General features: G+C 72.2%; 27 protein-coding genes. 9 read left to right on the top strand and 18 right to left on the bottom strand.

Features of this window, described 5'->3' with window-relative positions; genetic code table 11:
• Positions 1 to 72: 72 nt before the first annotated feature.
• From ABT106_RS04560 to deoC, 3 genes are read right to left on the bottom strand one after another with little or no spacing between them, the layout of a single operon-like run.
• Positions 73 to 972, bottom strand: coding sequence for an aldehyde dehydrogenase family protein (locus ABT106_RS04560; RefSeq protein WP_351272206.1), 900 nt, complete (start codon positions 970 to 972; stop codon positions 73 to 75).
• A complete protein-coding gene (locus tag ABT106_RS04565; RefSeq protein ID WP_351272208.1) occupies positions 965 to 2,401 on the bottom strand; it encodes an aldehyde dehydrogenase family protein in 1,437 nt (478 codons plus the stop codon). The genes ABT106_RS04560 and ABT106_RS04565 overlap by 8 nt, the downstream gene beginning before the upstream one ends.
• A gap of 5 nt (positions 2,402 to 2,406) precedes the next feature.
• Positions 2,407 to 3,369 carry a deoxyribose-phosphate aldolase gene (gene deoC, locus ABT106_RS04570; RefSeq protein ID WP_267723278.1) on the bottom strand — a complete coding sequence of 321 codons (963 nt, stop codon included), beginning with the start codon at positions 3,367 to 3,369 and terminating at the stop codon, positions 2,407 to 2,409.
• A 158-nt stretch (positions 3,370 to 3,527) separates the two neighbouring features.
• Between deoC and ABT106_RS04575 the strand changes: the two genes are divergently transcribed.
• The 3 genes from ABT106_RS04575 to ABT106_RS04585 all read left to right on the top strand — a co-directional run bounded on the left by ABT106_RS04575 (position 3,528) and on the right by ABT106_RS04585 (position 5,070).
• Complete coding sequence (locus tag ABT106_RS04575; protein ID WP_351272211.1) at positions 3,528 to 4,181, top strand: PH domain-containing protein; 654 nt, start codon at positions 3,528 to 3,530, stop codon at positions 4,179 to 4,181.
• A gap of 76 nt (positions 4,182 to 4,257) precedes the next feature.
• Complete coding sequence (locus ABT106_RS04580; RefSeq protein WP_351272213.1) at positions 4,258 to 4,830, top strand: VanZ family protein; 573 nt, start codon at positions 4,258 to 4,260, stop codon at positions 4,828 to 4,830.
• Between the two features lie 39 nt (positions 4,831 to 4,869).
• Positions 4,870 to 5,070, top strand: coding sequence for a PspC domain-containing protein (locus tag ABT106_RS04585; RefSeq protein WP_351272216.1), 201 nt, complete (start codon positions 4,870 to 4,872; stop codon positions 5,068 to 5,070).
• A gap of 13 nt (positions 5,071 to 5,083) precedes the next feature.
• Here ABT106_RS04585 and ABT106_RS04590 read toward each other — a convergent pair whose 3' ends face one another.
• From ABT106_RS04590 to ABT106_RS04600, 3 genes are all read right to left on the bottom strand, one after another.
• On the bottom strand, positions 5,084 to 5,851 hold the full coding sequence (locus ABT106_RS04590) for a hypothetical protein (protein WP_351272219.1): 768 nt from the start codon (positions 5,849 to 5,851) through the stop codon (positions 5,084 to 5,086).
• A gap of 133 nt (positions 5,852 to 5,984) precedes the next feature.
• Positions 5,985 to 6,251 carry a hypothetical protein gene (locus ABT106_RS04595; RefSeq protein ID WP_267723247.1) on the bottom strand — a complete coding sequence of 89 codons (267 nt, stop codon included), beginning with the start codon at positions 6,249 to 6,251 and terminating at the stop codon, positions 5,985 to 5,987.
• Positions 6,252 to 6,390: 139 nt separating this feature from the next.
• Entirely contained in the window at positions 6,391 to 7,539 is a 1,149-nt protein-coding gene (locus ABT106_RS04600; RefSeq protein ID WP_351272222.1) for an adenosine deaminase, read from the bottom strand.
• A gap of 113 nt (positions 7,540 to 7,652) precedes the next feature.
• Between ABT106_RS04600 and ABT106_RS04605 the strand changes: the two genes are divergently transcribed.
• Positions 7,653 to 8,378, top strand: coding sequence for an alpha/beta hydrolase (locus ABT106_RS04605; RefSeq protein WP_351272225.1), 726 nt, complete (start codon positions 7,653 to 7,655; stop codon positions 8,376 to 8,378).
• Between the two features lie 158 nt (positions 8,379 to 8,536).
• The gene (locus tag ABT106_RS04610) at positions 8,537 to 8,908 is read left to right on the top strand and encodes a cupin domain-containing protein (protein ID WP_351272228.1); all 372 of its coding nucleotides are present in this window, start codon (positions 8,537 to 8,539) and stop codon (positions 8,906 to 8,908) included.
• On the opposite strand, the gene ABT106_RS04615 is transcribed toward ABT106_RS04610, so the two are convergent.
• Positions 8,884 to 10,125, bottom strand: coding sequence for an ATP-grasp domain-containing protein (locus ABT106_RS04615; RefSeq protein WP_351272231.1), 1,242 nt, complete (start codon positions 10,123 to 10,125; stop codon positions 8,884 to 8,886). The genes ABT106_RS04610 and ABT106_RS04615 overlap by 25 nt on opposite strands.
• A gap of 137 nt (positions 10,126 to 10,262) precedes the next feature.
• Between ABT106_RS04615 and ABT106_RS04620 the strand changes: the two genes are divergently transcribed.
• The gene (locus ABT106_RS04620; protein ID WP_351272234.1) at positions 10,263 to 11,309 is read left to right on the top strand and encodes a helix-turn-helix transcriptional regulator; all 1,047 of its coding nucleotides are present in this window, start codon (positions 10,263 to 10,265) and stop codon (positions 11,307 to 11,309) included.
• Here ABT106_RS04620 and ABT106_RS04625 read toward each other — a convergent pair.
• Positions 11,306 to 12,241, bottom strand: coding sequence for a LysR family transcriptional regulator (locus ABT106_RS04625; protein ID WP_351272237.1), 936 nt, complete (start codon positions 12,239 to 12,241; stop codon positions 11,306 to 11,308). The genes ABT106_RS04620 and ABT106_RS04625 overlap by 4 nt on opposite strands.
• A gap of 98 nt (positions 12,242 to 12,339) precedes the next feature.
• On the opposite strand from ABT106_RS04625, the gene ABT106_RS04630 reads away from it, so the two are divergent.
• From ABT106_RS04630 to ABT106_RS04640, 3 genes are all read left to right on the top strand, one after another.
• Positions 12,340 to 13,692, top strand: coding sequence for an MFS transporter (locus ABT106_RS04630; RefSeq protein ID WP_351272240.1), 1,353 nt, complete (start codon positions 12,340 to 12,342; stop codon positions 13,690 to 13,692).
• A 111-nt stretch (positions 13,693 to 13,803) separates the two neighbouring features.
• Positions 13,804 to 14,511 carry a L,D-transpeptidase family protein gene (locus ABT106_RS04635; RefSeq protein ID WP_351272243.1) on the top strand — a complete coding sequence of 236 codons (708 nt, stop codon included), beginning with the start codon at positions 13,804 to 13,806 and terminating at the stop codon, positions 14,509 to 14,511.
• A 91-nt stretch (positions 14,512 to 14,602) separates the two neighbouring features.
• Positions 14,603 to 15,613 (top strand): sigma-70 family RNA polymerase sigma factor, encoded by a 1,011-nt coding sequence (locus ABT106_RS04640; RefSeq protein WP_351272246.1) that lies wholly within the window; start codon positions 14,603 to 14,605, stop codon positions 15,611 to 15,613.
• On the opposite strand, the gene ABT106_RS04645 is transcribed toward ABT106_RS04640, so the two are convergent.
• The 10 genes from ABT106_RS04645 to ABT106_RS04690 form a co-directional block, all read right to left on the bottom strand.
• Positions 15,500 to 15,838, bottom strand: a complete 339-nt coding sequence (locus ABT106_RS04645) for an STAS domain-containing protein (protein WP_351272249.1) — start codon at positions 15,836 to 15,838, stop codon at positions 15,500 to 15,502. The genes ABT106_RS04640 and ABT106_RS04645 overlap by 114 nt on opposite strands.
• 52 nt (positions 15,839 to 15,890) lie before the next feature.
• Entirely contained in the window at positions 15,891 to 16,481 is a 591-nt protein-coding gene (locus ABT106_RS04650) for a Uma2 family endonuclease (protein ID WP_351272252.1), read from the bottom strand.
• Positions 16,482 to 16,576: 95 nt separating this feature from the next.
• A complete protein-coding gene (locus ABT106_RS04655; protein ID WP_351272254.1) occupies positions 16,577 to 17,854 on the bottom strand; it encodes a thymidine phosphorylase in 1,278 nt (425 codons plus the stop codon).
• A gap of 103 nt (positions 17,855 to 17,957) precedes the next feature.
• Complete coding sequence (locus ABT106_RS04660) at positions 17,958 to 18,365, bottom strand: cytidine deaminase (protein ID WP_351272257.1); 408 nt, start codon at positions 18,363 to 18,365, stop codon at positions 17,958 to 17,960.
• Positions 18,362 to 19,624 (bottom strand): ABC transporter permease, encoded by a 1,263-nt coding sequence (locus ABT106_RS04665; protein ID WP_351272260.1) that lies wholly within the window; start codon positions 19,622 to 19,624, stop codon positions 18,362 to 18,364. Before ABT106_RS04665 ends, ABT106_RS04660 begins: the two co-directional genes overlap by 4 nt.
• Entirely contained in the window at positions 19,621 to 20,736 is a 1,116-nt protein-coding gene (locus ABT106_RS04670; RefSeq protein ID WP_351272263.1) for an ABC transporter permease, read from the bottom strand. Before ABT106_RS04670 ends, ABT106_RS04665 begins: the two co-directional genes overlap by 4 nt.
• Positions 20,733 to 22,433, bottom strand: a complete 1,701-nt coding sequence (locus ABT106_RS04675) for an ABC transporter ATP-binding protein (RefSeq protein WP_502979214.1) — start codon at positions 22,431 to 22,433, stop codon at positions 20,733 to 20,735. The genes ABT106_RS04670 and ABT106_RS04675 overlap by 4 nt, the downstream gene beginning before the upstream one ends.
• A 221-nt stretch (positions 22,434 to 22,654) precedes the next feature.
• Entirely contained in the window at positions 22,655 to 23,731 is a 1,077-nt protein-coding gene (locus tag ABT106_RS04680; RefSeq protein ID WP_351272268.1) for a BMP family lipoprotein, read from the bottom strand.
• A gap of 278 nt (positions 23,732 to 24,009) precedes the next feature.
• Positions 24,010 to 25,254: an amidohydrolase gene (locus tag ABT106_RS04685; RefSeq protein ID WP_351272377.1), complete on the bottom strand. Its 1,245-nt coding sequence runs from the start codon at positions 25,252 to 25,254 to the stop codon at positions 24,010 to 24,012.
• A gap of 137 nt (positions 25,255 to 25,391) precedes the next feature.
• Complete coding sequence (locus ABT106_RS04690; RefSeq protein ID WP_502979215.1) at positions 25,392 to 26,585, bottom strand: hypothetical protein; 1,194 nt, start codon at positions 26,583 to 26,585, stop codon at positions 25,392 to 25,394.
• Positions 26,586 to 26,626: the final 41 nt, after the last annotated feature.

Genomic DNA, 26,626 nt, shown 5'->3' on the forward strand with positions numbered 1-26,626 from the left:
GCAGCGCGGGGGACGCTGCCGGGGCCGGCTCGTGCGGGGCCCTCCCGTACGGGGACGGCCCGGGGACGCCCGCTAGTACGAGGAGCCGCCCGCGCCCAGCGAACCCGTGGGGTGCCAGACGGTCTTGGTCTCCAGGAACGGCGTCATGCGCGCGGTGCCCGGGTCGGCGCTCCAGTCGTCCACAGGCTGTGGACGCAGGACGCGCTTGAGGTTGTCGGCCGCGGCGATCTCCAGCTCCTTGGCGAGCTCGGCGCCGGCACCGGCCAGGTCGATCGCGTTGACGTCCTGGTGGGAGGCCAGGTGCGGGCCCATCTCGGCGGCCTTGCCGGACAGGATGTTCACCACGCCGCCCGGCAGGTCGGAGGTGGCCAGCACCTCGCCCAGGGAGAGGGCGGGGAGCGGGGACTTCTCGCTGGCGATGACGACGGCCGTGTTGCCCGTCGCGATCACCGGGGCGATCACGGAGACCAGGCCCAGGAACGAGGAGTCCTGCGGGGCCACGACCGTGACCACACCGGTCGGCTCCGCGGTGGAGAGGTTGAGGAACGGGCCCGCGACGGGGTTGGCGCCGCCGACGAGCTGGCCGATCTTGTCGGTCCAGCCCGCGTACCAGACCCAGCGGTCGATGGCCGCGTCCACGACGGCGGCCGCCTTGGACTTGGACAGCCCCTCGGCCTCGCCGACCTCGCGGACGAACTGCTCGCGGCGGCCCTCCAGCATCTCGGCGACGCGGTAGAGGATCTGGCCGCGGTTGTACGCGGTGGCGCCCGACCAGCCGCCGAAGGCCTTGCGGGCGGCGACGACCGCGTCACGGGCGTCCTTGCGGGAGGACAGCGGGGCGTTGGCCAGCCACTTGCCCTTCGAGTCCGTCACTTCGTACACCCGGCCGCTCTCGGAGCGGGGGAACTTGCCCCCGACGTACAGCTTGTAGGTCTTGAAGACACTCAGACGCGTCGACGACGACTCAGACATCGAGGTACCCCTCCAGGCCGTGACGGCCGCCTTCGCGCCCGAAGCCCGACTCCTTGTAGCCGCCGAACGGCGAGGTCGGGTCGAACTTGTTGAACGTGTTGGCCCAGACGACGCCCGCGCGGAGCTTGTTCGCGACCGCCAGGATGCGCGAGCCCTTCTCCGTCCAGATGCCGGCGGAAAGGCCGTATTGGCTGTTGTTGGCCTTCGCGACCGCCTCGTCGGGCGTGCGGAAGGTCAGCACGGACAGCACCGGGCCGAAGATCTCGTCGCGGGCGACGGTGTGCGCCTGGGTGACGTTCGTGAAGAGCGTCGGGGCGAACCAGTAGCCGGCGGAGGGCAGCTCGCACTCCGGGGACCAGCGCTCGGCGCCCTCGGCCTCGCCGGTCTCGGCGAGCGCCGTGATGCGGGCGAGCTGCTCGGCGGAGTTGATCGCGCCGATGTCGGTGTTCTTGTCGAGCGGGTCGCCCAGGCGCAGCGAGGAGAGGCGGCGCTTGAGGGAGTCGAGCAGCTCGTCGTGGATCGACTCCTGGACCAGCAGGCGCGAGCCCGCGCAGCAGACCTGGCCCTGGTTGAAGAAGATGCCGGTGACGATGCCCTCGACGGCCTGGTCGATGGGGGCGTCGTCGAAGACGATGTTGGCGCCCTTGCCGCCCAGCTCCAGGGTGACCTTCTTGTCGGTGCCGGCGATCGTGCGGGCGATGCGCTTGCCGACGGCCGTGGAGCCGGTGAAGGCGACCTTGTTGACGTCCGGGTGCTCGACGAGGGCCGCGCCCGCGTCGCCGTGGCCGGTCAGGATGTTGACGACACCCTTGGGCAGACCCGCCTGGCGGCAGATGTCCGCGAAGAACAGCGCCGACAGGGGAGTGGTCTCGGCGGGCTTGAGGACGACCGTGTTGCCGGTGGCGAGCGCCGGGGCGATCTTCCACGCGAGCATCAGGAGCGGGAAGTTCCAGGGGATGATCTGGCCGGCCACGCCGAGCGGGCGGGGGTTCGCGCCGTAGCCCGCGTGGTCGAGCTTGTCGGCCCAGCCCGCGTAGTAGAAGAAGTGCGCGGCGACCAGCGGGAGGTCCGCGTCGCGGGTCTCCTTGATCGGCTTGCCGTTGTCCAGGGTCTCCAGGACGGCCAGTTCGCGGCTGCGCTCCTGGATGATCCGGGCGATGCGGAAGAGGTACTTGGCGCGCTCGGAGCCCGGCAGCGCGGACCACTTCTCGAAGGCCCTGCGGGCGGCCTTGACGGCGCGGTCCACGTCGGCGGCGCCCGCCCGGGCGACCTCGGCGAGGACTTCCTCGGACGACGGGGAGACGGTCTTGAAGACCTTGCCGTCGGCGGCCTCGGTGAACTCGCCGTCGATGAAGAGCCCGTAGGAGGGGGCGATGTCGACGACCGAGCGGGACTCGGGGGCCGGTGCGTACTCGAAGAGGGATGCCATGGTGATCAGTCCACCGTCACGTAGTCGGGACCGGAGTAACGCCCGGTGCTCAGCTTCTGGCGCTGCATCAACAGGTCGTTGAGCAGGCTGGAGGCGCCGAAGCGGAACCAGTGGTTGCTCAGCCAGTCCTCGCCCACGGTCTCGTTGACCAGGACCAGGAACTTGATCGCGTCCTTGGTGGTGCGGATGCCGCCGGCCGGCTTCACACCGATCTGGATGCCGGTCTGCGCGCGGAAGTCGCGGACGGCTTCGAGCATCAGCAGGGTGTTGGCGGGGGTGGCGTTCACCCCGACCTTTCCGGTCGACGTCTTGATGAAGTCGGCGCCGGCCATCATGCCGATCCAGGAGGCCCGGCGGATGTTGTCGTACGTCGACAGCTCGCCGGTCTCGAAGATGACCTTGAGGCGGGCCGCGGTGCCGTCGGGGCGGACGCATGCCTCCTTGACGGCTCTGATCAGCTCGTACGTGTCCAGGTAGCGGCCGGCGAGGAAGGCGCCACGGTCGATGACCATGTCGATCTCGTCGGCGCCGGCGGCCACGGCGTCCGCGGTGTCCGCGAGCTTGACCGGCAGGGCGGCCCGGCCGGCGGGGAACGCCGTGGCGACGGAGGCCACCTTGACGTCGGCGCCGTTCAGCGCCGCCTTGGCGGTGGCCACCATGTCGGGGTACACGCAGACGGCGGCCGTCGTCGGGGCGGTACGGTCGGTCGGATCGGGGATGACGGCCTTGGCGGAGAGCGCCCGGACCTTGCCCGGGGTGTCCGCGCCTTCCAGGGTCGTCAGGTCGATCATCGAGATGGCCAGGTCGATGGCGTACGCCTTGGCCGTCGTCTTGATCGAACGGGTGCCGAGGGCGGCCGCGCGGGCCTCCAGGCCGACAGCGTCGACGCCGGGCAGCCCGTGCAGGAAGCGGCGCAGCGCACTGTCGGACGTCGTCACGTCAGCGAATGCGGTGAGGGTGGTGGGCATGGTCACCACATGAGCATATCTACGCGCGTAGCGGCCTGTCACCCCCCTCCCCCGATTCCGGTGCGGAATCGACACCTCCGCTCCCGCGCGCCCGCCGGCCGGGGGCGGGAGCGGCGCCGATCTCGTCCGCCGGCACGGCGTGGGGCAGAATCGACCGCATGAGCAGCCAGCCGCAGCCGACCGACGAGCCCGTCTACGACGACCGGGTCTACCGCTCCTCCATGGCCGTCGTCACCGGGGTGCTGCTGCTCGGGCTGACCGCCTGGCTGTGCGGGGACGCGGCGGTGCGGGGCTCGGGGAACACCCCGTGGATCGCGCTGGCCCTGGCGCTGTGCGCGGTCCCGCTGATCGTGGCGTTCACCGTCCGCCCGGCCGTCTTCGCCAACGACGACCGGATGCGCGTGCGCAACCCCTTCCGGGTCATCGAGCTGCCCTGGGCGGCCGTGGACACGGTGCGCGCCGGATACTCGGCCGAAGTGCTGGCCGAGGGGTCCACGTACCAGCTCTGGTCGGTGCCCGTCTCGCTGCGGGAGCGCAAGAAGGCGACCCGGCGCCAGCACAGCCGCCGCGGCGGACTCACCGGCCGCGGCACGGCCGCCCCGGCGCAGAACGGCGCCTCCGGCGCCGCCGCTCCCGCCGCACCGCAGCGGGCCGCGGCGGACCGGGTGGTGGACGAGCTGCGCGAGCTGGCCGAGCGCGGCGCCTCGCGGGCGGGCGCCCAGGGCGGCGTGCGCGTGCAGTGGTCATACGAGGTCATCGTCCCCGCCGTGGCCGGAGCGGTGCTCCTGGCCGTCCTCCTCGTCGCCGGCTGACGCTCCGCCCGGCGTGGTCCCCGCCACACCCCCGCCGGTGCGGAACCGGCGCTACCGGTGGCGCGTCCTCGCAGGTGTGCAGCGTCATGAGGCCGGCGGGAACGCCGCCACCGCCATCCATCCCCGGTTCCGACTCGCGGCCGGGGTCCTGCTGGCCGCTCATCTCCTGGTCGTCGCCTGGCTCACCCTGCGGCCCCTGGACGTGCCCTGGGCCGCGGCGGCCAATCTGACCCCGCTGGAGGGGATCAGGACGGACCTCGCCCTCGGCCCCCTGGAGGCCGCCCGCCGGATCGGCGAGGGGCTCGCGCTGCTGGCCCCGCTGGGGGTGCTGCTGCCCCTGGTCAGCGGACGGCTCGCGCCCTCACGGCTGTCCGCGTGGTCCTCGCTGGCCCGGACCGCCGCCGCGGGCGCGCTGGTCTCGGTGTGCATCGAGCTGCTCCAGACCGCCGTCCCGGGACGGGTCGTCGACGTGGACTCGGTGCTGCTGAACACGGTGGGCGTACTCCTCGCCCACGCGGCCGTGGTACCGGCGCTGCGGGCCCGGATGCGGCGTGCGCGAGCCGTTTATCAGGGGGCGACCCCGAGAATTACCAGGGTCGGCCTCGGCCCCTGGACCGAGGTCGTCTCGGCAGTTCAGCGGGAGTATTGAGGCATCGCGCAAGAGCGATCCCGACGAAGGAGACACACCATGAGCGCCTTGGCCCGCCCCCGTGACGGACGATGGATCGGCGGCGTCTGCGCCGCGCTGGCGCGCCGCTTCGGAACGTCGGCGAACACGATGCGCGTCATCTTCGTCGTCTCGTGCCTGCTGCCCGGCCCGCAGTTCCTGGTCTACCTGGCGCTCTGGCTGCTCCTGCCGAACGACAAGAGCGCCTCCACCGCCTGGTAGACCTCCCGGCGGATCAGCCGGCCAGCCGGACCTTCTCCAGCTGCTTGTCCGCCACTTCCTGCGGCACCAGCGCCTTCTGCTCGGCGGCCGCCACGTTGAGGGCCATCAGCCGCACGACGGTGTCGCCCTCGCGCACGACGACCAGGTGGACCTGCGCCGAGACGCCCTGGGCGGCCGCGGTCGTGGTCCAGCTGACGCTCTCGTCGCCGGACGTCGTGTACGCGGCGGCCCGCACGTCGCGGTAACTGCCGGTCTGCTTCTCGACGGTCGCGGAGAAGCCCGTGGCGCAGGCCGCCACGGCGCTCTTGAGCCGGGCGATCAGGGCCTTGGCGTCGTCCTGCGCGTACGAGCTGACGGAGGCGGAGACGGCGAGGCCGATCTGCTTCTGGGAGCCGACGCCGCGGTTGACCGTCTCGACGGCGGCCGGGTCCGGCTTGTCGCCCATGATGTCCGCCAGCGGCTGGCACGCCTTGCGGTCGGCCTGCGGCTGGCCGTCGGGGGCGTTCGGGTTCTTGCCCTGGGCGGAGATCTGGTAGCCGGGCAGGTCGCCCTGTTCCAGCGCGGACCGCTCCGCCTTCGTGCCGCCGGTCTTGGGCGCGCCGCTTCCGGCGGGGGCGGCCGCGGTCGGGGCCGGGGCGCCGGGGGCGCCGGGCGCACCGGAGGCGGAGGATCCCTTGGGGTCCGGGGCCTCGCCCTTGGCGGGGGTGTCCGTACTGCTGCATCCGACCGCCGCGAGGAGCAGGGCGGGGACCAGCGCGACCAGGGTCGCTCGTGCCTTCATTCGCATGACCAAAGACCTCATACCGATTGCTTCGGCGGGCAGTTGGTGGTGATCGTGGCACACGGCACGGCGGGGCACACACCTCGTCGAAGAGGCGTGCGCCCACCGCGCGCGCGTTCGGGTCGCGGCAGCGTCAGCCGCCGAGGCCGTTCAGGGCGCCGGTGGCCGGGGCCAGGCCGCCGAGGAGGCCGGTGATCGGGGCGGCGGGGTCCGACGACTCGCCCTGCTGGCCGCCCACGTTCTGCTGGCTGGTGGCTCCCTGGAGCGCGCCGGTGGCGCTGGTCAGTGCGTCGGTGAGGCCGACCGCGGGGACGGCGGCGGAGGCGGTGCCGGCGGCGACGACGGCGAAGGCGGCGCCGAGAGCGGCGACACCGAGGGTCTTGGCAGCTGACTTCTTCATGAAAGATCGTCCTTGCGACGGGGAATTGAGCGGCTCCGCAAACTAGTCACTTCAAACCCCCGCCCGCAAACATCCTTAAATACGAGAAAGCGCCCGGGAATTGCTCCTCCCGGGCGCTTTCAGTACGTCATGCCCTGGCCTAGGCCGAGACGGAACCGCTGGTGGAAGCGGTCTGCCGGAACAGCCACTCCGACTTCAGTTCCGCGTATCCGGGCTTGATGACCTCGTTGATCATGGCCAGTCGTTCATCGAAAGGAATGAACGCCGACTTCATCGCATTGACGGTGAACCACTGCATGTCGTCCAGCGAGTAGCCGAAGGTGTCGACCAGGTGCTCGAACTCGCGGCTCATGCTGGTGCCGCTCATCAGCCGGTTGTCGGTGTTGACGGTCAGCCTGAAGTGCAGCTTCCGCAGCAGGCCGATCGGGTGCTCGGCGTACGAGGCGGCCGCGGCCGTCTGCAGGTTCGAGGTCGGGCACATCTCCAGGGGGATGCGCTTGTCCCGTACGTACGAGGCCAGGCGGCCCAGCTTCACCGTGCCGTCGGCGGCGACCTCGATGTCGTCGATGATCTTCACGCCGTGGCCGAGGCGGTCGGCGCCGCACCACTGCAGGGCCTGCCAGATCGACGGCAGGCCGAACGCCTCGCCCGCGTGGATGGTGAAGTGGTTGTTCTCGCGCTTGAGGTACTCGAAGGCGTCGAGGTGGCGGGTGGGGGGGAACCCGGCCTCGGCGCCGGCGATGTCGAAGCCGACCACGCCGTTGTCGCGGTAGCGGTTCGCCAGCTCGGCGATCTCCAGGGCGCGGGCCGCGTGGCGCATGGCGGTCAGCAGGGCGCCGACGCGGATGCGGTGGCCGTTGGCCTTCGCGCGGCGCTCGCCCTCGCGGAAGCCGTCGTTCACGGCCTCGACGACCTCTTCGAGGGTCAGGCCGGCTTCCAGGTGCTGCTCGGGCGCGTACCGGATCTCGGCGTACACGACGCCGTCCTCGGCCAGGTCCTCGGCGCACTCGGCGGCGACCCGAAAGAGGGCCTCCTTCGTCTGCATGACCGCGCAGGTGTGCGCGAACGTCTCGAGGTAGCGCGGCAGGGAACCGGAGTCGGCGGCTTCCCGGAACCAGACGCCGAGCTTGTCGGCGTCGGTCTCGGGGAGGTTCTCGTAGCCGGCCTCGCGGGCCAGCTCGATGATGGTCCCGGGGCGCAGCCCACCGTCGAGGTGATCGTGCAGGAGCACCTTCGGGGAGCGGCGGATCTGGTCCGGGGTCGGCAGGTTGAGGGTCTCGCTCGTCATCTGGGCACTCTAGCTCCTACGCGCGTAGAGCGTGCCCCGGCGACGTGGGTCGATATGTAACAGAGACCGCGCGGACGGATGGCGTACACCTCGGGGTCTGAGACTGTTCCGCCATGGCACAGCATGCGCCGCCGGCGCGCGGGGCCCGCTTGGGGCGGGCGGCCGGCGCGAACGGTTCGGTCACGACGGTCAACGGTGTGGTGCTCCTGCTTCCCGGAGCATCCAGATTCTCCCCCGGCCCCCTGCGTCCGCTCGCGCGGGCGCTGGCCCGGGCGGGCGGTACGGAGGGACTGGCCGCGCACGCCGTCCTGCACGGCGGGGACGCCCCCCGCGAGGATCAGGCACGGTGGGCGGCGGACGAGGTGGTGCGGCGCTACGGCGACGTGCCCGTGTGTCTGGCCGGCTTCGGCGCGGGCGGCCTGGCCGCGCTGCGGGCGGCGGGGCACGAGGCCGTCGGCTCGGTGCTGGCGATGGCCCCCTGCCTGCCGGAGGCGCGGGCCTCAGCGGAATCCCCCGAGCCGGTGAAACACCTGGCGGGGCGCCGGGTGCTGATCGTGCACGGCACGGACGACGCGCGCAGCGACCCGGAAGCCTCGTTCCTGCTGGCGGCGCGGGCGAAGAAGGCGAACCGGTCGACGTGCCGGTTCGAGGTGCACTCGGACGGGCACGGGCTGCGCGAGCACCAGGCCGAAGTCGTGGCGCTGGCCGTGGACTTCGTCCTCGGGTCGGTGTTCTCGGGGCGGTACTCGCGCCCGGTGACGGACGCCCTGGCGGCGCCCCCGCCGCTGGGCCTGCGCATGCCGCTCGCCTCGGGCTTCGGCAGGCCGCCGCGGCGGTGACGCACCGGCGCGGCCCGGCCAACCCCGGCCTCCTCGTCCCGTCCGCACTCGTTCCGTACGCGCTCGTCCCGTACGCGGCGTGAGGGCCGGGGCGGGCCGAACGGCCCGGCGTACAGTGGGATCGAGGACTCGGGGACTTCTCCCCGGAGGCGATCATCATGGCCGATCTGGTGTGCAGGAACTTCGACGCGGCCGACGAGACGCGGCCCTTCCTGGCCGGCAAGGGCCGGCTGGACCTGCTGGAGACGGATGGCGGACAGGTCGGCCGCGCGGTGTTCGAGCAGGGCTGGAAGTGGTCGGATCACATCAAGCCGCTGGCCGGCACCGAGAGCTGCGAGTCCGCGCACACGGGATACGTGGTCAGCGGCCGCATCCGGATCGTCATGGACTCCGGGGACGCCATCGAGGCCGGGCCGGGCGACTTCATCCAGGCGGCTCCCGGGCACGACGCCTGGGTCCTGGGCGACGAGCCCTGCGTCCTCCTGGACTGGACCGGCTACGGCGACTACGCCAGGCCGCCCTCCGGCTGAGGGATCCGGCGGGCCGCCGCCTGGCCCAGCAGGCCCGTGGCCCGGTCGAGGGCCCGCGCCAGGGAGCCCGGGGTCGCGGCGGTGGCCAGGACGTACGCGTGGTGCCGGGCCCCCGTCGGGGCGCGGCGGACGGTGGCGCCCGGCGGGACCTCCAGCTGGACCCGCACCACCCCCGGCACGGCGCGGGCCGCGGCGATCCCCGGGCGCACCCCGTCGAGGCGGCGGCCGGGCGGGAAGTCCACGTACCGCAGCCCGGCGCAGGCGGCGCGGGGGCTGCGCACCGGGTCGGGCAGGCCCAGTCCGGAGGCGAGCGCGAGGCCGAGGACGTCGGTGCCGTGGGCGAGCCGGAGCAGCCGGGCGAACTCCTCGGCGCCGGGGCGGGCATGGGTCTCGATCAGGCGGGGGCCGTGCCGGGTGAGGACGACCTCGGTGTGGGAGGGGCCGTCGCCGTGGCCCGCGAGGTCGAGGACGCCGCGCACGAGGGCCCGTACGGCATCGGCGGTGCCGGGGTCCAGGGCGACGGGCAGTTCGTGGCCGGTGGCGGTCAGGCCGGGGCCGGCTGAGCGGCGGGCCCAGCCCAGGACCCGGTGGCGGCCCGCCCGGGAGAGCGCCTCGACGGCGAGTTCGGGCCCTTCGAGGTACTCCTCGACGAGGAGGTCGGTGACCTCCGGGTAGGCGAGGGCGGCGGCCGACGCCTCGGCCGCGTCGCGGACCAGGCGGACGCCCTCGCCGTCGGAGCCCGCCCGGGGTTTCACCACGCACGGGTAGCCGATGAGGGTGGTGACGAAGGGGAGGGTCGCGGCGCGGCCGCAGCGGGCGAAGGAGACGGGCCGGCCCGGGTGCAGGGTGTTGGAGCGGACGCGCAGGGCGGCCTTGTCCATGAGGGCGGTGACGGCGGCGGTGGGGGTGCCGGGCAGGCCCAGCTCCTCGTTGGCGCGGGCGGCGGCCAGGGCCGAGGCGGCGTCGAAGCCGAAGACGGCGGCGCGGCCGTCGCGGACCTCCTCGATCGGACCGACGGCGCCGACGAGGCGGCGGTGGTCGCGCCAGTCCGCCCGTACCCGCCGCTCCGCCCCCTCACGGTCGGATGGCACCGATGGAACCGGCGCGACCACCACGGTGCGCGCGCCCGCGCGACGTGCGGCCGCCACCACGGCGGGTCGAGGGCTCAGCAGGACGGCGACGGGCTCCCGCCCCTCGATGGGTGTCCGCTGCCGCATGCCGCGCTCCCCCCTCACGCCGTGTGACCACTGTGCCGCTTCGGCATATGCCGGAACCGGCCGGGCACGCGTCGTCTTGCCGCCTTGCGGGAACACGAGGGGTTTATAAACGGACACAGCCCGGGACGAATACGCATATGCCAGCCGACCAAGCCGGAGAGTCCGAGGAGCTGAGCCCCGCGGCCCGGCGCCTCTACGCGTACGCCGTCGAGCGGCACGCCTTCGGCGCGGCCGAGGCCACCGGGGCCCTCGGCGTGCGCGCGGCAGCCGCGATCACCGAGCTGGCCGCGGCGCACCTGCTCCAGCGGGCGCCCGGCGGCGCGCCCGACCGGTGGAGCGCGGTCGCGCCCCGGGCGGCGGCCGCCCGGGCGCTGGCCCCGCTGGCCCTGCTCGTACGGGAGACGCACGACGAGATGGACCGGCTGCGGGGGTGGCTGGAGACCCTGGTCCCGGCGTACGAGGCGGGGACCGCCCACCGGGACCCGAGCGGATCGGGGAGCCTGGAGCTGGTCACCGATCTGGGGGCCGTCCGGGGGCTGATCGCGGAACTGGTCGCCTCTTGCGAGCGGGAGCTGCTGACCTCGCAGCCGGGCGGCGGGCGGCCGCTGGAGACGCTGGAGGAGTCGATCGGGCGGGACGAGTCGCTGCTGGCGCGCGGGGTCCGGATGCGGACGATCTACCAGCACACGGCGCGCTACTCGCGGCCCACGGCGGCGTACGTGGAACGGGTGACGGCGCTGGGCGCGCAGGTGCGGACGCTCGGCGACGGGCTGATGCGGATGCTGGTCTTCGACGCGCACACGGGCCTGATGGCGGTGCCGGACCGCAGCGGGGCGGCGCTGGTGGTGCGGGAGCCGAGCGTCGTGCACTTCATGACGGCGGCGTTCGAGCGGTCCTGGCTGGGGGCCCGGCCGTTCCCGGTGACGGTGAGCCCGGACGCGGCCCGGTCGATCTCGGACGAGCTGCGGCAGACGATCGTACGGCTGCTGTCGCAGGGGCTGGAGGACAAGGTGATCGCGCGCCGGCTCGGCATGTCCGAGCGGACGTGCCAGCGCCACATCGCGGAGATCATGCGGGCGGTGGGGGCCAAGTCCCGCTTCCAGGCGGGGTTCCTGCTGTCCGCGCACCCGGGGCCGGTCCCGGAGGGGGCACCGGAGGCGGAGGGGGCGCCGGACCGCGCTTAGGGGGTCTCCAGCTCCGGGATCAGGCGGCCGCGGCGGGAGAGCAGGAAGCGTTTGAACTCGGCCACCGGCGGGGTGTCGGGATGGCCGTCGAGCCAGGCGACGCCGATCTCGCGGACCGCGCGCGGGGCGGTGACCGTCAGCTCGACGACCCCAGGGCGGGCCACGGCCGGGGGCGGCAGCAGGGCCACGCCGAGTCCGGCGGCGACCAGGCCGCGCAGGGTCTCGGCCTCCTCCCCCTCGAAGGCGACCCGGGGGGTGAATCCGGCCTCGGCGCACAGGTCGTCGGTGATGCGGCGCAGGCCGTAGCCGGGCTCCAGGGTGACGAAGGTTTCCTCGGCGGCCTCGGCGAGGCGGATGCGCTTGCGCCCGGCGAGGCGGTGGTCGTCGGGGACGACCAGGCGCAGCCGCTGCTCGTCCAGGCGGCGGGCGACGAGGTCCGGGGCGACGGGGAGGGGCGAGGTCAGGCAGAGGTCGAGCTCGCCGGCGCGCAGCCGCTCCAGCATGGCCTCGCCGTAGTTCTGGACGAGGGAGAAGCGGATGCGGGGGTGGTCGGCGCGGAAGGCGCGGATCAGACCGGGCACGGTCTCGGAGCCCAGGGTGTGCAGGAATCCGAAGGCCACCTTGCCGGCGGTGGGGTCGGCGTCCTGCTGGACGGACTCGGCGGCGCGGGCGATCCCGTCGAGGGCCCGCTCGGCGGAGGCGAGGAAGGTGTGGCCGGCGGTGGTGAGGGCGACGGTGCGGCCCTTGCGTGCGAACAGCGTGACGCCGAGGTCCTGTTCGAGCCGGACCATGGCCCGCGACAGGGTCGACTGGGGGACGCCGAGCTCGTGCGCGGCGCGGGTGACGTGCTCGTGCCGGGCCACGGCCGCGAAGTACGCGAGGCGCGGGGCCAGCAGACGTGTCACCGCCATGTCTTCTTCGTAACGGTTCATCGACATGCGCCCCTCTGAGCTGTACTGATGCGCGAGTGGAACGATTATCGCGAATCCGTGCATTGGACGCATGAAAAACACGGGCCTACCTTCGACGCATGCCTCCCGCTCATACCGGGGCACCCGTCATCCCGGGTGCCTCCACCCCGTCGTTCGCCGAACCCGCGCCGGAGCCGGCGCCCGCATCCGCGCCCGCGCCGCAGCCCGCGCCGCCCGCCGCCGCCCCCGAGGGCCGCGAGCCCGGCCGCCCCGGCTACCGCCGCATGAGCCTCGCGCTGTTCGCCGCCGGCCTCGCCACCTTCGCCCTCCTCTACTCCACCCAGGCGCTGCTGCCCGCCCTCTCCGCGGGCTTCGGCGTGACGGCGGGTCAGGCCAGCTGGACGGTGTCCGCGGCCACCGGCGCGCTCGCGCTGTTCGTCCTGCCGCTGAGCGCGCTGTCCGAGCGGTTCGGGCGCACCCGGATGATGACCTGGTCGATGGTGGTGGCCGTGGCCGTGGGCCTGCTGGTGCCGTTCGCGCCGAACCTGGAGTGGCTGGTCGTCCTGCGCGCCGTCCAGGGCGCGGCCATCGCCGGGATCCCGGCCTCCGCGATGGCCTACCTCGCGGAAGAGGTGAAGCCGAAGGCCCTCGTCGGCGCGATCGGCCTGTTCGTCGCGGGCAACTCCATCGGCGGCATGAGCGGCCGCCTCGTCACGGGCTGGGGCGCGCAGCTGGGCGGCTGGCGGGTGGGCCTGCTGGCCGTGGGCCTGCTGTCGCTGGCCTGCGCGGCGGCCTTCCTGGTGCTGCTGCCGCGGGCCCGGTTCTTCCGGCCGGCGTCGCTGAACCCGCGCGCGGTGGGCCGTACGGTCTCCGGGCACCTGCGCGATCCGCTGCTGCTGCGGCTGTACGGGATCGGCGCGCTGTTCATGACCGTCTTCGGCGCCGTGTACACCGTGATCGGCTACCGGCTCGTGGACGAGCCGTTCTCGCTGGGCCAGGGCGTGATCGGGTCGATCTTCCTGATCTACCTGGTCGGTACGGTCTCCTCGGCGGCCGCCGGACAGCTGGTGGCCCGTACGGGGCGGCGGGGCGCGCTGTACCTGGCGGTGACCACGACCGCGCTCGGGCTGCTGTTCTCGCTGGCCGGCTCCCTGGCCCTGATCCTCGCCGGGCTGGTGCTGATCACGGCCGGGTTCTTCGCGGGCCACGCGGTGGCGTCCGCCGCCGTGAGCCGTACGGCGAAGACGGGCCGGGCACAAGCCTCCGCGCTCTACCAGTCGGCGTACTACCTGGGCTCCAGCGCCGGTGGCACGCTGGGCGCGCTCGCCTACCACTGGGCCGGGTGGGCGGCGACGGTGGGCATCGCCCTGCTGGCCGTGCTGGGCGTCGTGTCGATCACGCTGTACGGGTCCCACGCGGCCCGCGCCGAGCGCCGGACGCTGACGGCGGCCGCGGTCGCGGTCGCGCGCTGACGGCGGCGACGGTCGCACGCTGATGGAATCTACGCTCCCCGACAGGTAACTCCCGCGCGTTTTCCGGGCATTGAACCGGCAGGACGACCGTGCGACCAAGGGGAGGAACTGATGGGGGCGAGGCGCGCGTACGCGAGGCGGCGGGCCGCGGTGGTGTGCGGGGTGGCGGCGGCGCTGGCCGTACCGGTGGTGGTGGCGGGGGGCGGCACGGCTCAGGCCGCCGCCTGCAACCTCACCACCGGGCCGTACCAGCGGCAGGTGGAGCAGTTCCTCGGCCGCCCGGTGGACGGCCGGCAGTCGGCGGCGGACTGCGCCGCGGTCAGGGCGTTCCAGGCGGCCCACGGGATCACTCCGACCGTGGGGTACGCCGGGCCGCTGACCTGGCAGACGATGAGCACGATGCTGGCGCAGCGGGCCGCGGGCAGCACCCCGAACCAGGCGGGCGCCTGCCCGGTGAACCGGGGGCGGATCGCCTGCGTCGACCTGACGCGGCAGCTCAGCTGGATCCAGGACGGCGCCACGCTGCGGTACGGCCCGGTGCCGGTCCGCACCGGCAAGGACGGCACCGAGACCCGGACCGGCCTGAAGAAGATCTACTACCGCAGCATCAACCACTGGTCGACGATCTACAACGTCGCGATGCCGTACTCGCAGTTCTTCGACGGCGGCATCGCCTTCCACTCCACGACGAAGAGCATGTGGAACCCGCCCGGCTCGGGCGGCTGCGTGAACATGCGGCCCGCCGACGCCAAGGCGTACTGGAGCCTGCTGGCCAACGGGAACGCCGTCCACGTCTACGGCCGCAAGCCCGGCACGTAACGGCGGCACGGGTCCTGACCTGCTCCGGCTGCCGTTGTCGGACCCCTCGGGTAGTTTCCGGAGTATCGGATCTATCTGGGGGACGACGGCCATGAGTGACCTCGCGACGACGGCGCCATCCGACCTGGATGCCGCGATGGACCGGTACCGGGTCGAGCTGACCGGGTACTGCTACCGGATGCTCGGCTCGGCCTTCGACGCCGAGGACGCGGTGCAGGAGACGTACATCCGCGCCTGGCGCGCGCGGGACAAGTTCGAGGGCCGCTCCTCACTGCGCTCCTGGCTGTACCGGATCGCCACGAACGTCTGCCTGGACCTGCTGAAGGCCGGCAACAAGCGGGCCCGCCCGATGGACCTGAGCGCCCCGCAGCACCAGACCTCCGCCGTGCTGAACGAGCGGTCGGAGGTGACCTGGCTGGAGCCGGTGCCGGACGGCCGGGTGCTGCCGCAGACCGCCGATCCCGCCGAGACGGCGCTGGCCCGGGAGTCCGTACGGCTGGCGTTCGTCGCGGCGCTCCAGCACCTGCCGGCGAAGCAGCGGGCGGTGCTCATCCTGCGCGAGGTGCTGGCCTGGAAGGCGGACGAGGTCGCCACGCTCCTGGACACCACGGTCGCCTCGGTCAACAGCGCCCTCCAGCGGGCGCGGGCGACGCTCGCGGGACACGCGCTGCGCGAGAGCGACCCGGCGGACCCGCTGGACGCGGAGCAGGCGAAGCTGCTGGAGCGCTACCTGACGGCGTTCGAGGCGTACGACATCTCCCGGCTGACCGCGCTGCTCCACGAGGACGCGGTGCTGTCGATGCCGCCGTTCGACCTGTGGCTGCGGGGACACGAGGACATCGCCGCCTGGCACCTGAACCAGGGCATCGGCTGCAAGGGCTCCCGGCTCGTCCCGACGACGGCGAACGGCATGCCGGCCTTCGGGCAGTACCGGCCGGCGGCCTCCGGGAAGGGTCACGAGCCGTGGGCGCTCCAGGTGCTGGAGATCTCAGACGGGAAGATCGTCGGGCTCAACGCCTTCCTGGACACCGCCCGGTGGTTCCCGCTGTTCGGCCTCCCCGAGGAGCTCGGCGAGTCCGACGAGGTGCAGGAGGCCCCGTAGCGCGGGGCCGACGCCGGTGACGGTGAGGGTCCCTCGGCCGCGCGCGCCCAGCCGCAGCCGGGCGAGGGCCTCGACGGCGCCCAGGCCGGGGGCGGTGACGGCCCGCGCGTCGCACACGACGGCATCGGCCCCGGCCTCATAGAGCAGGACGAGCTGTGCGCACAGGCGCGCGGCGTCCTGCCGGGTGGGACTGGGTCCGGGCAGCACCAGTCGGGTGATCTCCACGACTGGGTGACCGCCGGGGCCGCCCGAACTCATCGGTGGCCGGTGCTTCCCGTCAGGGACAGGGGAAGAGGGAGGTGTCCAGCGTGAGGTCGAAGGGCCCGGGAAGCCGCACCGGATCGCCGAACTTGGCCACCGACAGCAGGCGGTAGGTGCCGTCCTGCGGATCGCCGTACAGGTGGACCGTGGGGCTGCCGGACACGTACGGGTCGATGAGCAGGTACAGCGGGACGCCAGCGGCCGCGTAGCCGGCGAGTTTGGCGACCCGATCGTTGGAGGCGTTCCACTTCGAAGTGATCTCGACGACGAGCTCGGCGGCATCCGCGGGAACGGAGTTGCCCTTGCACTGCACCACATCGCGCGGTACGACCGCGAGGTCAGGGATGTAGAGGCCGATCCGGGACTGGACTGCGATGTTGAGCGTTTGATAGATCCCGCAGTCGGCGGGCTTCGCCGCGTACAGGACCTCCTGCACCAGTTCGGCGATGTAGTTGTGATGGTTGACGGGCGGTGGTGCCACGGTGACGATCCCCTTGATGATCTCCACCTTGCAGCCCTCCGGCGCGTTCGTCCCTTCCCAGAGACGGACGAGGCCCTCCCAGCTCTCGCCGTTGACCGGCTCGTGCTGGACGGTGAGTGCGCTCATGGTGTGCTCCTCAATCGGTCGTCACCGATCCCAGCATGCCGAACGGGACCGGTGGGCGTCCACCGGTCCCGTTCGCCCGAAAGGGAAGCCGCAGGTCAGGCGATGCGGTCCAGCACGATCGGCGTGGCGGAGAAGGACGTGCCCGCCGGGGCCACGTCGAAGGAGCCGTCCAGCGCGGAGAGGGCGTACTCGAACTTCTCGGGGGTGTCCGTGTGCAGCGTCATCAGCGGCTGGCCGGCCGTGACGGTGTCGCCCGGCTTGGCGTGCAGCTCGATGCCCGCGCCCGCCTGCACCGGGTCCTCCTTGCGCGCACGGCCGGCGCCCAGGCGCCAGGCGCCGACGCCGACGCCGTACGCGTCGAGGCGGGTCAGGACGCCCGAGGACGGGGCGGTGACGACGTGCTGCTCGCGGGCGACCGGCAGGGCCGCGTCCGGGTCGCCGCCCTGGGCCGCGATCATCCGGCGCCACACGTCCATCGCGGAGCCGTCGGCCAGCGCCTTCTCCGGGTCGGCGTCCTTGATGCCCGCCGCGGCCAGCATCTCGCGGGCCAGGGCCAGGGTCAGCTCGACGACGTCGGAGGGGCCGCCGCCGGCCAGGACCTCGACGGACTCGCGGATCTCCAGCGCGTTGCCGGCGGTGAGGCCGAGCGGCGTGGACATGTCGGTGAGCAGGGCGATCGTCTTGACGCCGCTGTCGGTGCCGAGGGCGACCATGGTCGAGGCCAGCTCGCGCGCGTCCTCGATGTTCTTCATGAAGGCGCCGGAGCCGACCTTCACGTCGAGGACGAGCGAGCCCGTGCCCTCGGCGATCTTCTTCGACATGATCGAGGAGGCGATCAGCGGGATGGCCTCGACGGTGCCGGTGACGTCGCGCAGGGCGTAGAGCTTCTTGTCGGCGGGGGCCAGGCCGTCGCCGGCCGCGCAGATGACCGCGCCGGTGGTGTCCAGGACGTGCAGCATCTCCTCGTTGGACAGGAGCGCGCGCCAGCCCGGGATGGACTCCAGCTTGTCGAGCGTGCCGCCGGTGTGGCCGAGGCCGCGGCCGGACAGCTGCGGCACGGCCGCGCCGCAGGCGGCGACGAGCGGGGCCAGCGGGAGGGTGATCTTGTCGCCGACGCCGCCGGTGGAGTGCTTGTCGGCGGTGGGCCGCGCGAGGGAGTCGAAGTTCATGCGCTCGCCGGAGGCGATCATCGCGGCGGTCCAGCGGGCGATCTCGGTGCGGTTCATCCCGTTCAGCAGGATGGCCATCGCCAGCGCCGACATCTGCTCGTCGGCGACGACACCGCGCGTGTACGCGTCGATGACCCAGTCGATCTGCTCGGGGCTCAGCTCGCCGCGGTCCCGCTTGGTCCGGATGACGGAGATGACGTCCATGAGGTGACTTCCTTCTACGCGCATAGAGAGGGGGGTGTACGGAGGGGGAGGAGAGGAAGACGACGGCCCTCCGCCCGGGAGGGGCGAAGGGCCGTCGGCACGGCTATCTCAGGTGGTCGGGCCCGAAGGCCTGGGGCAGCATCGCGGCCAGCGGAAGGATCCCGTCGGGGGTCTCCACCAGCAGCTCCGGGCCGCCGAACTCGAACAGCAGCTGCCGGCAGCGCCCGCAGGGGACGAGGATCTCGCCCTTGCCGTCCACGCACGTGAAGTGCGTGAGCCGGCCGCCGCCGGTCGCGTGGAGCGAGGACACCAGTCCGCACTCGGCGCACAGGCCGAGTCCGTAGCTCGCGTTCTCGACGTTGCAGCCGGTCACGACCCGGCCGTCGTCGACGCGGGCGGCGACCCCGACCGGGAAGCCCGAGTACGGCGCGTACGCACGGGACATGGCGTCCCGGGCCGCGACGCGCAGGGCCTCCCAGTCGACGGCCGGAGCCGGTGCCGGGCTCGTCACTTGCCCTGGCCCTTGCGGTACGGCATGCCGTCCGCCTTCGGCATCCGCAGCCGCTGCGCGGAGAGCGCGAGGACCAGCAGGGTGGTGACGTACGGAGCCGCGTCCACGAACTGGCTGGGCACCGAGTCGGTCATGGCGTACCAGAGGAACAGCAGAACCGCGAAGAGCGCCGCGACGCCGGCCTGGACGTACTTCTTCTTGTACAGCTGCCAGGCGGTGACCAGGACCAGCAGGATCGCGATCAGGAGCAGCATCGCGTGGACGTTCTCGGCGCCGCCGCGCAGCTTGAGGCTGTCGATGAAGCCGAAGAGGCCCGCGCCGAGCGCCGTGCCGCCGGGCATCCAGTTGCCGAAGATCATCGCGGCGAGACCGATGTAGCCGCGGCCGCCGGTCTGGCCCTCCTGGTAGATGCCCGTGGTGATCGCGAGGAAGGCGCCGCCGAAGCCGGCCAGCCCGCCCGAGATGATCACGGCGATGTACTTGTACTTGTAGACGTTGACGCCGAGGGACTCCGCCGCGATCGGGTTCTCGCCGCAGGAGCGCAGGCGCAGGCCGAAGGCGGTCCGCCACAGCACCCACCAGGTGCCGGGGATCAGCAGCAGGGCGATGAGGGTCAGCGGCGAGAGGTTGGTGATGACTCCGCCGACGACGCCCGCGAGGTCCGAGATGAAGAACCAGTGCTTGCCCTGGAGGTCCGCCAGCGCCTCCGAGAGCCCGCCGATGTTGATCCGTGGGATGTCCTCGATGCGCGGCGACTGCTTGGAGGAGCCGCCCTCGGCCTCGGCGAACGTGAAGTTCGACAGGTACTGGGTGAAGCCCAGCGCCAGGATGTTGATGGCCACACCGGAGACGATGTGGTTGACGTTGAACGTGACCGTGATGATCGCGTGCAGCAGGCCGCCGAGGGCGCCGCCGAGGATGCCGACGAGGATGCCGGTCCACGGACCCCACTGGTAGCCGGCCCAGGCACCGAACCAGGTGCCGAGGATGAGCATGCCCTCGAGGCCGATGTTGACGACGCCCGCGCGCTCGGCCCACAGGCCGCCGAGGCCGGCGAGGCCGATCGGCACGGCGAGCTGGAGGGCGCCGGAGACCTGGCCGACGGACGTCAGGTCGTCGGCCCCGCTGATCACGCGGACCAGCGAGACCAGCGCGAGGCCGCCCGCGATGATCAGCAGGATCCAGGGCAGGGTGAGCTTTCGGCGGCCGTCCGACTTCTTCGGGGCCGCGCTCGCCGCGGAGACGGTGCTGGTGCTCACGCCGCGACCTCCTTGTCGGTCTTGATGGCGCCGCCGGCGGCGAGTTCCTCGCCGACCTTCTGCTGCTGGCGGCGGATGCCGTAGCGGCCTACGAGCTCATAGGAGACGACGACCGCGATCACGATCAGACCCTTCATGATCGTGCCGATCTCCTTGGCGTACCCGGCCGTGTCGAGCGAGGCCGAAGCCTTGTCGATGAAGGCCATGAGGAACGCCGCGAAGAAGATGCCCACCGGGCTGTTGCGGCCGAGCAGGGCGATGGTGATGCCCGTGAAGCCGATGCCGACCGGGAAGGACAGGCTGTACGTGTGGCTCTCGCCCAGCAGGACGGGCATGCCCGCGAGGCCGGCGACGGCGCCGGAGATGAGCATCGAGGTGATGATCATCTTCTTGGCGTCCACGCCCGAAGCCTGGGCCGCGGACTCGCTGGCGCCGGTGGCGCGCAGGTCGAAGCCGAAGCGGGTGCGGTTGAGGACGAACCAGTAGACGACGCCGAGGGCGAAGGCCACGAAGGTGAAGCCGTAGATCTCCAGGCCGTCACCGATGCCCAGCGCCGGGAACCAGCCCGACTGGGCGATGTCGCCGGTGGTCAGGTCGTTGGAGCCCTCCGGCTGGACACCGAGGTTCTTCGGGAGGATCAGGTAGGCGATCAGGCTGGTGGCGATCGCGTTCAGCATGATCGTGGAGACGACCTCGCTGACGCCCCGCTTGGCCTTCAGGACGCCGGCGATGCCGGACCAGAAGGCGCCGACCATCATCGCGACGAGCACGATCAGCAGGATGTGGAGCGGGCCCGGCAGGGTGACGGCCGTGCCGACCACCGCGGACACCATCGCCGCGAGGCGGTACTGGCCGTCGACGCCGATGTTGAAGAGGTTCATGCGGAAGCCGATGGCCACGGCCAGGGCTGCCAGGTAGTACGTACCGGCCTGGTTCACGATGAGGACCTGTACGTCCTCGTAACCCGCGTTCTCCACCATGATGCGCAGCGGGTCGATCGGGTCCACGCCCGTCGCCGCCAGCACGATCATGGTCAGCACGAACGCGGTGACCAGCGCGAGCGCGGGCCCGGCGAAGGCGAGGAGCAGCCGGTCCTTGTCGAATTTCTTCATCGGGCCTCGTCCTCCGGGGAATCGGCACCAGCGTCGGTACCGGCGGAGTGGTTGTCGGTGGCTTCCAGGTGCCCGGAGGCGGCGCCCGTCATCGCGGTGCCGAGCTCTTCCGGGGTGACGGTCGCGGGGTCGGCGTCCGCCACCAGGCGGCCGCGGTAGATCACGCGCAGGGTGTCGGACAGGCCGATCAGCTCGTCCAGGTCGGCGGAGATCAGGAGCACGGCCAGGCCCTCGCGGCGGGCCTCGCGGATCGCGTCCCAGATCTGCGCCTGCGCGCCGACGTCCACACCACGGGTGGGGTGGGCGGCGATGAGGAACTTCGGGTTGTGGCTCATCTCGCGGCCGACGATCAGCTTCTGCTGGTTGCCGCCGGAGAGCGAGGCCGCGGTGACCTCGATGCCGGGCGTGCGGACGTCGTACTCGCGCACGATCCGCTCGGTGTCCTTGCGGGCCGCCTTCAAATCGAGGACGCCGCGCTTGGAGTTGGGCGCCTCGGTGACGTGGCCGAGGATGCGGTTCTCCCACAGCGGGGATTCCAGCAGCAGGCCGTGGCGGTGGCGGTCCTCGGGGATGTACCCGATGCCGCCCTCGCGGCGCTTGCGGACCGGCGACTTCGTGATGTCGGCGCCGTCCAGGGTGATCACGCCCGCGTCGGCGGAGCTCATGCCCATCAGGGCTTCGATCAGTTCGGTCTGGCCGTTGCCCTCGACGCCCGCGATGCCGAGGATCTCGCCCTTGTGGATCGTGAAGCTGACGTCGTCCAGCAGCAGGCGGCCGCCCACGGCGGGCTCGTGCACGAAGGTGTCCGACGACTCCGGGGTGCGCGCGGTGTCCTCGGTGGCGACGACGACGCCGCCCTGGGCGACGGTCAGGCCCGCCACCGTCAGCATCGGGATGTCCGTCACCGTCGACTCGCGGGTCTCCGGCGAGGGCAGCTCCGCGCCGACCATCAGCTCCGCGAGCTGCTTGGGCGTGGTGTTGCGCGGATCGGCGGTGCCGACCGTGGTGCCGCGGCGGATGACGGTGATGTCATCGGCGACCTTCAGGACCTCGCCCAGCTTGTGCGAGATGAAGATGACGGTGAGGCCCTCGGACTTGAGCTCGCGCAGGTTGTCGAAGAGGGCGTCCACCTCCTGCGGCACGAGCACCGCGGTCGGCTCGTCGAGGATGAGGATCTTGGCGCCGCGGTAGAGGACCTTGAGGATCTCCACCCGCTGGCGGTCGGCGACACCGAGGTCCTCGACGAGGGCGTCGGGGCGCACGCCGAGGCCGTACGCGTCCGAGATCTCCCTGATCTTCTTACGGGCCTTGGCACCGATGCCGTAGAGCTTCTCGCCGCCGAGAACCACGTTCTCCAGGACGGTGAGGTTGTCGGCCAGCATGAAGTGCTGGTGCACCATGCCGATGCCGCGGGCGATGGCGTCGCCGGGGCTGGTGAAGGAGACCTGCTCCCCGTCGATGGCGATGGTGCCCTCGTCCGGCTTCTGCATGCCGTAGAGGATCTTCATCAGAGTCGACTTGCCGGCGCCGTTCTCACCGACGAGGGCATGGACCGTGCCCTTGCGGACGGTGATCGCGATGTCCTTGTTGGCTACGACGCCGGGGAAGCGCTTGGTGATGCCGTGCAGTTCCACGGCGGGGGGCGGGCTGGACGCGTTGATGACGCACTCTCCTTGGCGCGGAAGGAGCGGAGGCAGGGGGAGACAGGGCGGGACTCGGCCGGGCGGGTGGGCGGGAGCAGGACGGTACCGCGTCCACGATGCCTCTACGCGCGTAGCACTGTCGAAAGTGAAAACTTGCGGCCAAGTGGCCACAACGAATCACGGGGTGACGGTTCACAAGACGCGGCTCGGGGTCCGGGAGCGGCACTGACCGCTCCCCGGACCCCGGAGACCACGACTACATGTCGGACTCGGCCTTACGGCGCGGTCTTGACAGTGATCTTCTTGGAGATGATGTCGGCCTTGGCCTTCTCGACCGCGGCGATGACGTCGGCCATCTTCTTGTACTCGGGGTTCGAGTCGGAGAGGCCCACGCCGTCCTTGTCCAGGCCGTAGCGGATCTCACCGTTCTCCGGCTTGCCGTCCTTGACCGACTTGATCAGGTTGTAGACGGAGTCCGAGACGTCCTTGGTGACCGAGGTCAGGATCTTGTCCTTGTACTTGGACAGACCGGCCTGGTTGTACTGGTCGGAGTCGACACCGATGGCCCACTTGCCGGCCGCGTGGGCCGCCTCGATGGCACCGGAGCCGGCCAGGCCCGCCGCGGCGTAGACCACGTCGGCGCCGCCCGCGCTCAGCTGGCCCTGCGCGGCCGCCTTGCCGAGGTCGGGCTTGGCGAAACCGTCGAAGTTCGGCGGCTGCGTCAGGTAGGCGGAGAGCACCTTGGCGTTGGGGTTGGTGTCCTTGACGCCCTGGGTGAAGCCGGCCTCGAACTTCTTGATCAGCGGAACCTCGACACCGCCGATGAAGCCGACCGTGCCGGTCTTGGACACCTTGGCGGCGGCGACGCCGGCCAGGTAGGAGCCCTGCTCCTCGTTGAAGACGAGGTTGGCGATGTTCGGGCCGGTCACCGAGGTGTCGTCGATGATGCCGAAGGTGGTCTCCGGGAACTTCGGAGCGACCTTCTTGATGGCCGGGGCGTAGGCGAAACCGACGCCGATGACCGGGTTGTTGCCCTTGCGGGCAAGCTCGGTGAGGCGCTGGACCTTGTCGGCCTCGCCCTCACCGTCGGTGGGCTCGGCCTCGGCACCCTTGATCTTGAGGTCCGTCTCGGCCTTCTGGAGGCCCGCGTAGGCGGCGTCGTTGAACGACTGGTCGCCGCGGCCACCGATGTCGTACGCGATGGCGGCGCTGGCGGCCTTCGCGTCGCCCGAGGCGGAGGACGAGGAGGAGGACGAGGCGTCCGACGAGTTCTTTCCGCCACAGGCGGTGGCAGAGAGGGCCAGCGCAGCGGACGCGAGGCCCACGGTGGCGATCCTGGTGATCCGGCGCAAGGGGAGGCTCCTTCAAAACCTGACCGAAGCGCCACGACCGGCGCTGGTTTCGCGGCGATCGTAACGCGCGTAGATGTCAGTTAAAGGCCCGTTCATGAGTCGTTATCGGATCGTCGCGAACCGGACAGTGACCGATTGGTGACTGCATTGCTGTCCAGCCCTTGTGTACCAAGGGCTGGACAGCTCCGCAGGGAGAACGCCGGATGTTGTACGGACTTTCGCCGGACCCGGCCGGGCGGTTCCGGCGGGCGGTCCGGCGGATGTTCCGGCGGGCGGTCCTACTGGGCGGGTCCGGCGCGCCGGCCGTCCAGCAGCGCGGCGGCCGTGAAGAACTCCACACCGACCCCGATCGCGGACTCGTCGACGTCGAAGTCGCCCCGGTGCAGGTCCCTCTTGGCGGTGTCGCCGGGGGTGCGGACGCCCAGCCGGGCCATGGCGCCCGGAACGTGCTCCAGGTACCAGGAGAAGTCCTCCCCGCCCAGGCTCTGCTCGGTGTCCTCGACCGAATCGGCGCCGCGGCGCACGCCCATCGCCTCGCGGAGCAGCTCGGTGACCGCCGGATCGTTGACCACCGGCGGGACTCCGCGGACCTGGTTGATCTCGAACTTGGCCCCGTGCATCGTGGCGATCTCGTCGATCGCCGCGTGGATCATGTCGGGGGCCTCGTGCCAGGCCGCCAGATCCAGGCAGCGCACGGTCCCGGACAGCTCGGCGTGCATCGGGATGACGTTGCAGGCGTGGCCCGCCTCGATCCGCCCCCAGGTGACGGCCATGCCCGAGCGGGCGTCCATCCGCCGCGACAGCACCGCGGGCAGGTCGATCGCCACCCGGGCGGCCGCCGTCACCAGGTCGGTGGTCAGGTGCGGCCGGGCGGTGTGCCCGCCGGGACCGGAGAGGCTGACCTCCAGCCGGTCGCAGGCCGAGGTGATGGGGCCGGACCGCAGCCCGATGCGGCCCGAGTCGACCCGGGGGTCGCAGTGCACGGCGATGATCTTGCCCACCCCGTCCAGGACCCCGTCCTCGATGGCGTCGGTGGCCCCGCCGGGGAGTACTTCCTCCGCCGGCTGGAAGAGCAGCCGCACCGGGCGGGGCAGCAGGCCCTGGCGGTCGAGCTCGGCGAGGACCAGGCCCGCGCCGAGAACCACCGCGGTGTGCACGTCGTGACCGCAGGCGTGCGCGCGGTCGGGCACCGTCGAGCGGTACGCGACGTGCGTCTTGGCGTCCGGGATGGGGAGGGCGTCGATGTCCGCGCGGAGGGCCAGCATGGGCCGTACGCCGTCCCAGGTGCCCACGTCACAGATCAGACCGGTGCCCGACGTCAGCACCCGTGGTCGCAGGCCGGCTTTTTCCAGCCGGGCCTTGATCGCGGCCGTGGTACGGAATTCCTGGTGCCCGAGCTCGGGATGCATGTGCAAGTCCCGGCGGAAGGCGATCAGTTCGGCACGCAGGTGGTCCGGAAGCTTGCCGGGCAGCTCGGGCCGGTCGGACGCGGCGGGCTGGGCGGTCTGGGATTCGCGGGACATCAACTGGTTCACCCGTTGAAGGGTAGGCGCACCGACCGGCCAACTGGCTGGAGATCACCAAAAGTTCATGCCGTTAGGCGAAAGAAACCCGGCCTCTGGACGCATGGCCGAATGCGCCCGGGGGTAAACTCGCGCGCTCATCCGGCCGCCCGGGCCGTCTGGGCAGGGAGTCTGCGCACATCACGGGCGCTGTCGGTGACCCCCGCGAGGAAACCGCGGGCGCGCGGTGACGCGGATCCGGTGAGCCAGGCGGGGTCGACATCGCATACGGCGACGGTGACGCCGGTACCCCTCAGGGCGTACGGCAGGGTGTGGACGACCGTGGACGGGAAGCTGACCACCGTGTGCCCCACCGGGCCCCGCCGGGCGATCAGCTCCAGCGGCAGGTCCGGCCGTACGATCTCCAGCCCGGTCGCCGCGCTCAGCGCGCGCAGCTTCTCGGGGGACTCCCGGCGGTGCGCGAAGTAGCGGGTCGCGCCGTGCTCGGCGGTCAGGGCGCGCACCGCGTCGAGGTAACGGGCCGGGTCCACCACCCCGGTCTCCACGAGCGAGGTCCCGACCAGGTCGGTTCCCCTGGTCAGCCGGGGCGGGCCGAAGCGGGCGCGGGTCCAGGCGAAGTCGTTGACCCGCAGGGTGGTGCCGCCGTGGACCGTGACCGGCATCGAGCTGAACAGCTCCACGGCGCGCGTCCCGGAGGGCGTGAACCGGCGCCGGGCGGTCGCCGAGACCGGCGCGTACGCCAGCTCGCGGACCCGGCCGGGCAGTCCCCCGGCGCCGACCCGGTGCCAGCGCACCAGGCGCTCGCCGCGGGCGGTCTGGGCGACGAACTCCATCGTGGCGGTTCCGTCGTCGACCACGACGAGCCGGTCGGCGCGCACGAGGGTCAGCAGCAGCTGCACGTACCGGGAGAACGGGTCGCCGACCACGACGGTCCGGGCGGCCCGGACGTCGCCGACGAGCGCCGCGAGGGCCTTCAGCGGCGCGAGCCCGCCGCCGCGCGCCTCCTGCCAGCGGACGTCGTGACCCTCGTCACGTGCCAGGGCGGCCATGCGGCGCAGCTGGCCGCGGGACATCGGGTCGGTCGGGGGCAGGACGACGATCCTCAGCGGGCCGTCGGCGGGCGTGGACGCGGAGGACGGGGCGGGGGCGGAGGACGGGGCGGGGGCGCCGGCGTCGCGGCCCTGGCGCGGGATGCCGCCGAGCAGCGGAGCCGCGACCGCCGGGCCGGAGCCCGCGGGGCCGGCGGGCCGGGCGTACGCCCACTCCAGGACGTTCAGGAGCTGGACGGGGCTCTCGACGAACGCCAGGGCGGAGGCGGAAGGGGGCACCACGGACACCACGTACTCCTCGTCTGGGGCGGAACTCGTACGCG

The sequence above is a fragment of the Streptomyces sp. NPDC002044 genome (assembly GCF_040296725.1).
GTDB classification, from domain to species: Bacteria; Actinomycetota; Actinomycetes; order Streptomycetales; family Streptomycetaceae; genus Streptomyces; species Streptomyces antarcticus.

Coding starts and splice junctions, on each gene's coding strand:
- ABT106_RS04560 (WP_351272206.1), bottom strand. CDS start 972: ATGTCTGAGTCGTCGTCGACGCGTCTGAGTGTCTTCAAGACCTACAAG.
- ABT106_RS04565 (WP_351272208.1), bottom strand. CDS start 2,401: ATGGCATCCCTCTTCGAGTACGCACCGGCCCCCGAGTCCCGCTCGGTC.
- deoC (WP_267723278.1), bottom strand. CDS start 3,369: ATGCCCACCACCCTCACCGCATTCGCTGACGTGACGACGTCCGACAGT.
- ABT106_RS04575 (WP_351272211.1), top strand. CDS start 3,528: ATGAGCAGCCAGCCGCAGCCGACCGACGAGCCCGTCTACGACGACCGG.
- ABT106_RS04585 (WP_351272216.1), top strand. CDS start 4,870: ATGAGCGCCTTGGCCCGCCCCCGTGACGGACGATGGATCGGCGGCGTC.
- ABT106_RS04590 (WP_351272219.1), bottom strand. CDS start 5,851: ATGAAGGCACGAGCGACCCTGGTCGCGCTGGTCCCCGCCCTGCTCCTC.
- ABT106_RS04595 (WP_267723247.1), bottom strand. CDS start 6,251: ATGAAGAAGTCAGCTGCCAAGACCCTCGGTGTCGCCGCTCTCGGCGCC.
- ABT106_RS04600 (WP_351272222.1), bottom strand. CDS start 7,539: ATGACGAGCGAGACCCTCAACCTGCCGACCCCGGACCAGATCCGCCGC.
- ABT106_RS04605 (WP_351272225.1), top strand. CDS start 7,653: ATGGCACAGCATGCGCCGCCGGCGCGCGGGGCCCGCTTGGGGCGGGCG.
- ABT106_RS04610 (WP_351272228.1), top strand. CDS start 8,537: ATGGCCGATCTGGTGTGCAGGAACTTCGACGCGGCCGACGAGACGCGG.
- ABT106_RS04615 (WP_351272231.1), bottom strand. CDS start 10,125: ATGCGGCAGCGGACACCCATCGAGGGGCGGGAGCCCGTCGCCGTCCTG.
- ABT106_RS04620 (WP_351272234.1), top strand. CDS start 10,263: ATGCCAGCCGACCAAGCCGGAGAGTCCGAGGAGCTGAGCCCCGCGGCC.
- ABT106_RS04625 (WP_351272237.1), bottom strand. CDS start 12,241: ATGAACCGTTACGAAGAAGACATGGCGGTGACACGTCTGCTGGCCCCG.
- ABT106_RS04630 (WP_351272240.1), top strand. CDS start 12,340: ATGCCTCCCGCTCATACCGGGGCACCCGTCATCCCGGGTGCCTCCACC.
- ABT106_RS04635 (WP_351272243.1), top strand. CDS start 13,804: ATGGGGGCGAGGCGCGCGTACGCGAGGCGGCGGGCCGCGGTGGTGTGC.
- ABT106_RS04640 (WP_351272246.1), top strand. CDS start 14,603: ATGAGTGACCTCGCGACGACGGCGCCATCCGACCTGGATGCCGCGATG.
- ABT106_RS04650 (WP_351272252.1), bottom strand. CDS start 16,481: ATGAGCGCACTCACCGTCCAGCACGAGCCGGTCAACGGCGAGAGCTGG.
- ABT106_RS04655 (WP_351272254.1), bottom strand. CDS start 17,854: ATGGACGTCATCTCCGTCATCCGGACCAAGCGGGACCGCGGCGAGCTG.
- ABT106_RS04670 (WP_351272263.1), bottom strand. CDS start 20,736: ATGAAGAAATTCGACAAGGACCGGCTGCTCCTCGCCTTCGCCGGGCCC.
- ABT106_RS04685 (WP_351272377.1), bottom strand. CDS start 25,254: ATGTCCCGCGAATCCCAGACCGCCCAGCCCGCCGCGTCCGACCGGCCC.